This is a genomic window from Microbacterium sp. (assembly GCF_041641055.1).
In the GTDB taxonomy this organism is placed as follows: domain Bacteria; phylum Actinomycetota; class Actinomycetes; order Actinomycetales; family Microbacteriaceae; genus Microbacterium.
Genome location: NZ_JBEPZB010000054.1, coordinates 1 through 7,769, shown reverse-complemented (window position 1 = coordinate 7,769; position 7,769 = coordinate 1). Strand labels below are relative to the sequence as shown.

Annotated in this window: 6 protein-coding genes; 5 read left to right on the top strand and 1 reads right to left on the bottom strand. The window is 61.8% G+C overall.

Going from position 1 to position 7,769, the window contains the following annotated elements; translation table 11 throughout:
- Positions 1-164: 164 nt before the first annotated feature.
- The 5 genes from ACESK8_RS17660 (at position 165) to ACESK8_RS17640 (ending at position 7,532) form a co-directional block, all read left to right on the top strand.
- Positions 165-2,813 (top strand): hypothetical protein, encoded by a 2,649-nt coding sequence (locus ACESK8_RS17660; protein ID WP_372969801.1) that lies wholly within the window; start codon positions 165-167, stop codon positions 2,811-2,813.
- A gap of 358 nt (positions 2,814-3,171) precedes the next feature.
- Positions 3,172-4,539 (top strand): AAA family ATPase, encoded by a 1,368-nt coding sequence (locus ACESK8_RS17655; RefSeq protein WP_372969800.1) that lies wholly within the window; start codon positions 3,172-3,174, stop codon positions 4,537-4,539.
- 663 nt (positions 4,540-5,202) lie between these two features.
- Positions 5,203-5,715, top strand: coding sequence for a hypothetical protein (locus ACESK8_RS17650; protein WP_372969799.1), 513 nt, complete (start codon positions 5,203-5,205; stop codon positions 5,713-5,715).
- A gap of 412 nt (positions 5,716-6,127) precedes the next feature.
- A complete protein-coding gene (locus ACESK8_RS17645) occupies positions 6,128-6,991 on the top strand; it encodes a lysostaphin resistance A-like protein (RefSeq protein ID WP_372969798.1) in 864 nt (287 codons plus the stop codon).
- A 40-nt stretch (positions 6,992-7,031) separates the two neighbouring features.
- Positions 7,032-7,532 carry a tetratricopeptide repeat protein gene (locus ACESK8_RS17640; protein WP_372969797.1) on the top strand — a complete coding sequence of 167 codons (501 nt, stop codon included), beginning with the start codon at positions 7,032-7,034 and terminating at the stop codon, positions 7,530-7,532.
- Between the two features lie 16 nt (positions 7,533-7,548).
- On the opposite strand, the gene ACESK8_RS17635 is transcribed toward ACESK8_RS17640, so the two are convergent.
- The coding region (locus ACESK8_RS17635) for an alkyl sulfatase C-terminal domain-containing protein (protein ID WP_372969796.1) at positions 7,549-7,769 on the bottom strand (221 nt) is incomplete at its 5' end.

Below are 7,769 nucleotides of genomic sequence, written 5' to 3'. Positions count from 1 at the left end.
GGAGCCAACTCTATGTTTACAGGTGAGTAGAGCCTCGACGGAGATGTCGGCCAGCGCCGCGCACATGCACGCAATCGAACCCGAGAAGGGGGATCGCGTAAAGTCTCGAACTAGGTGTTCGGACTACGACAGCGGGCGGGGGAGTCGTGAGGCTACGTCGATACTTGCTGTTTGCCGTGCTCGTCGTGATAAGCGCGGGCGCAGTGGTCGTTGGCCACACCTGGATCGAGCCCACGTGGGCGGGCTTCCCAATCCCCTCCGTGGACGGAGGTGGCGGCCTCTTCTGGCAGGTGCAGAGCACGTTCCTCGCGGTGGGGTTCGCGTCGCTGGCCGTAGCCGCTCAGCTGTTTGCAGAAACGCCCCTTGCGATTGGAGCGTCTCGCAGCCGAGTGCTGTCCTACATCGGGGCGAGGGGATTTTTGGCTGTCGGCCTCTCAGCGAACGGATTGATTGCTGTCGAAGCAGTGTGGTCCCCGAGCAACCTCGGGGTGGTTGTAGTTGCCCTTTGGTTCTGCGCTACCGTTTGGCTGCTGATCTCGTCGACCACGAAGCTCATGGACCTTTTCGGGCGACCATCTCTCCTCGATGTTGTTGTGACGGAGACTCTCACGGTTGGGATTGCGGCGAGGCTGAAGGATTCAGCTGCTCGGTACGAGCGCGCAAACCGCGACGTGGAGGGACTCTTCGCAGACGAGGGTTCAGCGCTTACCGCTGAAATACGTGGAAGCGTCTCAATGCGGGTGCGTGCACCGGACAATCGCCTGGTTCTTAAGGCGGTCAAGTCAATTTTCATACGCCGCGCGATGAGTGTCCTCGTTCGAGCAAGGCAGGGTGGCGGCGGCAGCGAAGAGTCCTCACACACGTTTGTTCCGCCGCGGATACATTTCGACCTGACATTGGGTGAGCGCGTCCGCGACGGTCAGCACGCGTTTCGTGTCGAATCCTCGTTCGCTCTGGACGAAGAATCCGAGGAACGTGTAAAAACATTCCTTGTCGAGAGTCTTGTCTTCGAGCCAGAAGGCACTGTGACAGCTGTAGAAGAGTCGCTGCGGGATGTATCTAGCCTTCGAGACACCATTGGGTCTTCGGTTCGATCCGGATCATTCGCAACCGCGGAGAGAGCCCTCGAGATCCTCGGTACTGCCTTGCGCGGTGTATGGGTGGCGGCACCAGCGACCCGAGACGCGTTCCCAACGGCCCCCTCTCCGACGGAGGATCTCCTCCGAGCCGCAGGGGACGTCGAGCAGGACGTGATCTTGTCGCCGCGAGTCGCAAACATCTTCGTCGACGGGGCGATGAGGCGTGCTGTGGAGGCGGGCCGCACAGGCAGCATCCGTTACGTCGAGGAGTGCCTGCTCAGCTTCACTCGCATGTGGTGGGATCTCCTCCGCTATGGCGATGAGAGCTTCGAAGCCGTCAGATCGCGGATTATCACGTGCGTCGTTAACATCGCTGGGTATGTCTACTCCAGTAATGACAAGAGCGACCGACAGGCGTATGTCGCGCGGGCGATCTGGGCGAACGTACAGCTCGTCAAGCTCGCAATCGACGCGAAGAACGTGTTGGCTGCTCAGCGTGCCGCCGAGGAGCTCGGGGCTCTTTTCGAGCACCGCGAGGGCGAGGAGGCGCGCGCACGTGTTCGCGCGGGGCAGCTCGTACTTTCGTCCTGGATGTCTTACCTCGCTTCGATCAACGATGGCCGCGACCTCGACGCACCGGAGCTTCGCGCTTCGTTGAAGCCGGGCGGCACGAGGTCGCAGATCCTTGACGCCCGAGCCATGGCCGGACGGGATGAGTCACCGTTCAATCGGTGGCAATGGTGGGAACTGAACGACACGGGCTCGATGCGCGCTCAAACAATGCAGATGTCCGGCCATGTGGACAGCGAGACAGTGGATGCCCTGGTGGCTGCCAGCGGACCTTTGCCGGATGCTGATGACTCGGAGACAGCTTCCAGCTACCGGCGGTTCATCTATCTACTGAAGCAGTCTGGCGACAAGCTAAATCCAGCCCAGGAGCACCTTCTGGACTTGCTGGAGGAGAGGTTCGACGGCTGGGAACGAGCCGAGGACGTCTTGCTCTCCGAGGCCCCGATCTCTGAGGCGCGAGTAAAGAGTATCCGTGAGGCACTTCGAGACGCGCTCGACGGCGAGCCACGCCTCGCCGAGTACATTCCTCGTCAGTCGGTGCCCGTGAATGAGGACGGAGAGCCTGCCGTCGATGTTTCTCTTCCGATCCTGGGGTTGAACCTGCTTGTACCGCGGATATTTGTCGTGGAGGAGGTGTTCAAACAGACGTACGCGGACCCCACCTACTTCGGGCAGGCACTCGCTACCGGTTTCCGTGACGGAGAGGATCGACGCATCGCCGAGCACCTCCGTCAGTTGTCGTCGGCTCCGCGCCGCTTGACCGTAGCAGCAATCCGGGATGCGATCGCATCGGTCGATGAGGACGAGGCCAAGCATCACGTGCTGTTCAAGCCATTCGGCGGGATGGGCAACCTTGACGAGTGGTACGACGAGGAGCTTCGCATGCTACTCGGCCGGGTGACAGTGATAGAGACCGCCGTGTTGGAAGACGAGGCCTTCTTTTTCGACTCGCGGACCACGCTGCTATCGTGCCGCGAGCCAGAACAGAAAGCTGACCTTTACCCGGTACCCGGTACCACGATCGCTCTCGGGGTGTTCGAGGACGCAAAATCTGAGGGCGAACCGACGGTCCGCATCGAAACCGGGGAGCACTTCGTGATCTGGCGCGGCGAGCGTCCGAAGGTGACCAGTTTCAGGAACAGCGCTGAAGTCACGCGGGAGTAGATCGCATACGAGTCCGCGCCGCGAGCGCTCTATAGGCCGTGCTCCACCGCTCGCGTCCTCAACTCCGCGCCGCCAATCGTGGCGGTGACGTCGAGGGCGATGTCATCCATCTGGACCCGTCGTTTCGGAATGGCCCGGGGGCCGTTACGCGGCAACCTACGAGGCCGGCCACATTGTCACTGACGGTTGGCTGACCAACGAGAAGCCCGGGCTCAACGCCACAACGGCGGAGAATGCCGCTGCGGTCCATCTCCCCGGCACCCTGTTTACTCACCGGGGCCGTCACAGTTCTCCGGACGTACTTGGAACCGGTGCCGATTGCCGCACGGCGAGTGCGAATGCCCCGTACGCTCTAGCTATGCCTTTCGCAAGCGTGACCCACCTGAATCTGGTCGCATTCAAGTCATTTCGCGATGAGGTGTTGCCTCTCGATGACCTGACACTACTGATCGGCCGCAACAGCGCTGGCAAGTCGAACGCTCTTGACGGGCTGGAAGTACTTGCTCGCCTTGCGGAAGGGGAGGATCTCATTGATGCGCTCGACGGACGCCGACGCGAGCTCGGGCCGGTTCGCGGCGGTTCGGAGGGATGCGCGCCGCACGGAATGGACAGCTTTACTCTCGGCTGTCGCGTGAAGTCCGGAGACGAGGTCCTCAAGTACACGGTTCAGATCGAAGTGCGGCCGGACATCCGAATAATTGCTGAAAGCCTTCACGGTTGGGGGGTTGCCGTCGCGAGCGGCGCACGCTCGTATGGTCCGATCTTCGAAACTCGAAGGGCTGGCGCTCCCGGCACGGGTATCGAGGCCGAGATTCACAACGGGAAGCAAGGCCCAAATCCTCTACTGCGCTTCCGCGATAGCCGACTTCTTCTGACTCAGATACCGCTCGTCGTGAGTAGCTCCAACCGAGCAGAGCGTTCGGTTCACGCGGCTGTCACCACGGTGCAGAGCGTGCTTCGGGGTGTCTTTCATTTCGATCCCATCCCGCACCTCATGCGAGAGTTCGTGAAGGGCAGAGATGTTGAGCTTCGAAGGACCGGTGAGAACCTTTCCCCGGCCCTGCGAAATCTTCAAGCGTCTGATCCGGACGCGTTCGCCCACATCGAACAGCTTGTCCGGCTCATCGCAGACGACGGCGTGCGCGAAATCTCCTTTGTTAACTCCGACCTCGGCGACGTGATGCTTGCACTCCAAGAATCCAGAGGAGCTGATGAGGGCGCCGCTGAAAGAACGCCAGCCCGAGAGATGAGCGACGGCCTGCTGAGATTCATTGGGATCGCAACAGCGCTGCTTTCACCACGGAACGGGCTCGATATCGACGCGGAGGTGGCCAGTCCTGCCTCGCTGAGCGAGTCTCGTTCAGCCAATGGCATCCTCATTGTTCTTGAGGAGTTGGAGAACGGCCTGCATCCGTCACAAGCACACCGCGTGCTGGAGCTTGTTAGAGAAAGTAGTAAGACAGCCGGAACCAGCGTGCTGATTACGACGCATAGTCCAGCTCTTCTCGACGCCGCCGAAGGCAGCTTGAACGAGAACATCATCGTGTGCCATCGGGACCCTGAGACAGGTCATAGCCGGCTAACCCCGATCACGGAGCTACCGGGGTACGCGGTCGCGCTTGCTGAAGGTTCGCTAGGGACAGCGGTAACGACTGGCAAACTAACCTCTGCCGTGACACACGAGCCGGACTACGCTGAATTTCAGCGACTTCTTGGGCTGAGCTGATGCCTGCGGTCACGTTTATCGACACTTCGGTGCTGTGTAACCTCGTCCCCGTACCTGGTAGGGATCAGCATGCCGGCGAGGTGCGATCGGAGATGTCCGGGCGGTTGGCCGCTGGCGAGAGGTTCATATTGCCGATTACGGCAGTCATCGAAACTGGCAATTTCATTGCGCAAATTTCAGATGGTAGGGTCCGTCGACAGACAGCAGAGAAACTCAGCGGAATCTTGAGGCTGATCTGCGAGGGAAAGGCGCCCTGGGTGCTCCACGATGTTGCGTGGGATAGAGATTTCCTGAATCACCTGCTGGACGGGGCCGACACGTCGGCCAGTTACGTAGAACACGCGGCTAACCAAGTCGGGGCCGGAGATCTGTGCATTATCAATGAGCGGTATCACTATCAGCAACGGTCACGAATTCGGGCGCAAATCTGGACGTTCGATACTGGCCTCGCTGCTTACGGGTAAGCCAATGCTAGTAGTGTTCCAGCACTCGTCGATGCCCGGATTGAAGAGACCGCGAACAAGCTCGCGAGAATGGGCCTGATGCTTTCAATACACTTTTCGAAGGGGTGATCAGATGCCTCCCACTCCCACTCCCACTCCCTCCCCATTCCTGATCGAAGTAGTAGGGGGAGGTGACGGTGCACCATGGTGGGGGGTGCCGATGATCGCTGGCTTCTTCCTCGTGCTCGGTGCAGTCTTGGCGTTCGTTTTCAACGGCATTCAGGAGACGCAACGCGTAAGACGAGAGACAAACCAGCGGTGGGATCAAGATCTTCGCGAGCATGTATCAGCAGTGATCACTCTGTCACGACGGCTCCGGACAGCCGCAGATGACTTTCGCGCCGTCGCGGACACGATGGCCCTAGTCGCGATCAACGAGGTGCACGGGGGTGAGACGTCTATGCCTCCCGCAGGACACAACGCGGCGATCGCAGAGTTGACGGATACCTTCAACGCGCTCGCGAGAGAGTGCAACATGCTGAGGCTCATCGCCCCTCTCAGCGTTCGCGAAGCAGCCGAGAAGGTTTGGGAATGTGCTAGCGAGGTCGTTCAGAACGGCGGCGATCCTCTCAACGGCTTCGCGGTCGCAAACAATCTCGTCGTGGCCGTTGACGAGCTCGCTGAGTCAGTTCGGGCGCATTTCGCCATCCCCAACGCAGAGCGACGCCGTTAGGTCGATCCATGCCGCGTTTCCAGTCACCAGACACTCTGTTGATTGATCTGATCGCAGGCGAGTCCTTCTGGGACTGGTCATCGTGAAGCTCCGCCGGGCGAACGCGATTTGGTGACGCTCATCGAACATAGGGAGCATGGTCAGCGGAGTGGTAGCGAGCAAGGACAGGCAGCGGCCGGAGAGCGTTGTCGCGCCGAGTCTCAGCCCGCGCCGATAGTCCGGATAAGTGGTCTTATCGTCGGTAAACGGCCAGACAGGGAAGTAAGAAGGGGCTGAGCAGATGAGAGCGCGTTTCCAGTGCTGGCGCGGCGCGGTCGGCGACACGCGGACTTGATGCGAAAACTGGGAACGAACTTCACATACGCGTCGCGCGGCGGCCCCCAAAGCGGTAGGCGGCTGCCAAGCTGAGCGTATGAGCGCGAACGCAACTGCCCCGTCGACGGCCACGGATAAGCGACCCCGGCGGGTATGGCTGGCGGTCGTCGTCATCGCCGTGTATCTGCTGCTTGCCGCGGGTCTCGGCAACGTGATGGACCTGTTCGTGAGTGAGGACGAGAACCCGCTGGGGGAGTTCGCGCTGAGCCACTACGTGCCCCTTGGGATCGCGATCGTGCTGCTGCTGCTCTTTCTGCGGTGGACCGGCTGGGGCAAGGACGTCTGGCAGGAGCGCCCGACACCCACACTGACGCCGCGCCGGTGGTGGCTGATCGCAATCCCGGTGCTCGCGTTCCTGCTGCCGATCAGCCAGTTCGGCGACGTGCCGTGGGCGCAGCGATCCATCGGCTTCATCCTCGTCGTCGCGCTGGGAACTCTGATGGTGGGACTCGGAGAGGAGCTCGTCTTCCGAGGGATCCTTCTGACGACCCTGCGCGCACGACACGGCGAGCTGGTGACGATGCTCGTCACGAGCTTCGGCTTCGCCGCCGCACACATTCCCAGCAGCATCCTGAGCGGCGTACCGCTGGTGGGCATCCTGTTCGAGGTGGGCGGTCTCGCGACCGTCGGCGCGACCTACTACTGGGTGCGCCGCGTGACCGGGCGGCTCTGGGTCGGCGTCATCCTCCACGCTCTCACCGACTGGGTTCTCTACCTCAGTGCAGAAGTCGGGCTTCCCTCCGCGTCCATTCCCACCGATCACACCTCCGCGGCAGATCCGCTCACCGGCACGGTCCAGATCATCCTGCTGGTCCTCGGCGCCTTCGGGATCATCAGCCTCATCCGCGAGGACCGACGCACCCGGCGCAACCGCGCCTCCCTGACATCGCCATCCGCATAGACGAGACCTGACCCGATCGCCGCCGCCGGACGGAGTCACCATGGCAACCGACAAACTGAATGCCGAGCTGGATCGCATCTTCGAGGAGCGGGACCGCGAGAACATGGGTCCGACGATCGCGGCGCTTCGCCCGATCCTGGAGAAGCACCCGCACGATCCGCGCGTGCTCTACGAAGTCGGTGGCGCGTTCGATACGGCGGGCGAAGAGGTCATGGCGAAGGGGTACTACCGGCGCGCCCTCGAGAACGGACTCCACGGCGACATCCGCCGCCGGTGCTTCCTGCAGTACGGATCCACGCTGCGCAACCTCGGCGATCTGGACAGGTCAGCCGAGGTGTTCCGGACGGCTCGCGAAGAGTTCCCCGACGACGTGGCGCTGGGCGCGTTCGAGGCGCTGACGCTGCATGCGCTGGGCGAGGGGAACAGGGCGCTCGGCAGCCTGCTCGCTCTCTTGGCGGATCATGTTCACTCCGAGGAGCTCGACCGGTACAAACCGGCGATGCGGGGCAACGCGGACTTCTTGATCTCGCTCGACGCCTGAGACGAGCGCCGAGCGCTCAGGGAGTGACGATGTTGAACCCGGGGTCGCCAGCGGTGAGCACCGAGGTGAGCGTGTCGAGCGCCGACTGGTCGCCGGTGATCTTCACGCCGGGGCTGTCCGTGTCCCCGGCGACGAGGGCGAGCAGCCGAGGCTTGGTCAGAGACAGTGACGCCTGAGCCGTGTCGGAGTCCGCGGCCTTCTCGATGTAGACGAGCACCCCGTTGCGGAGCGTGACAC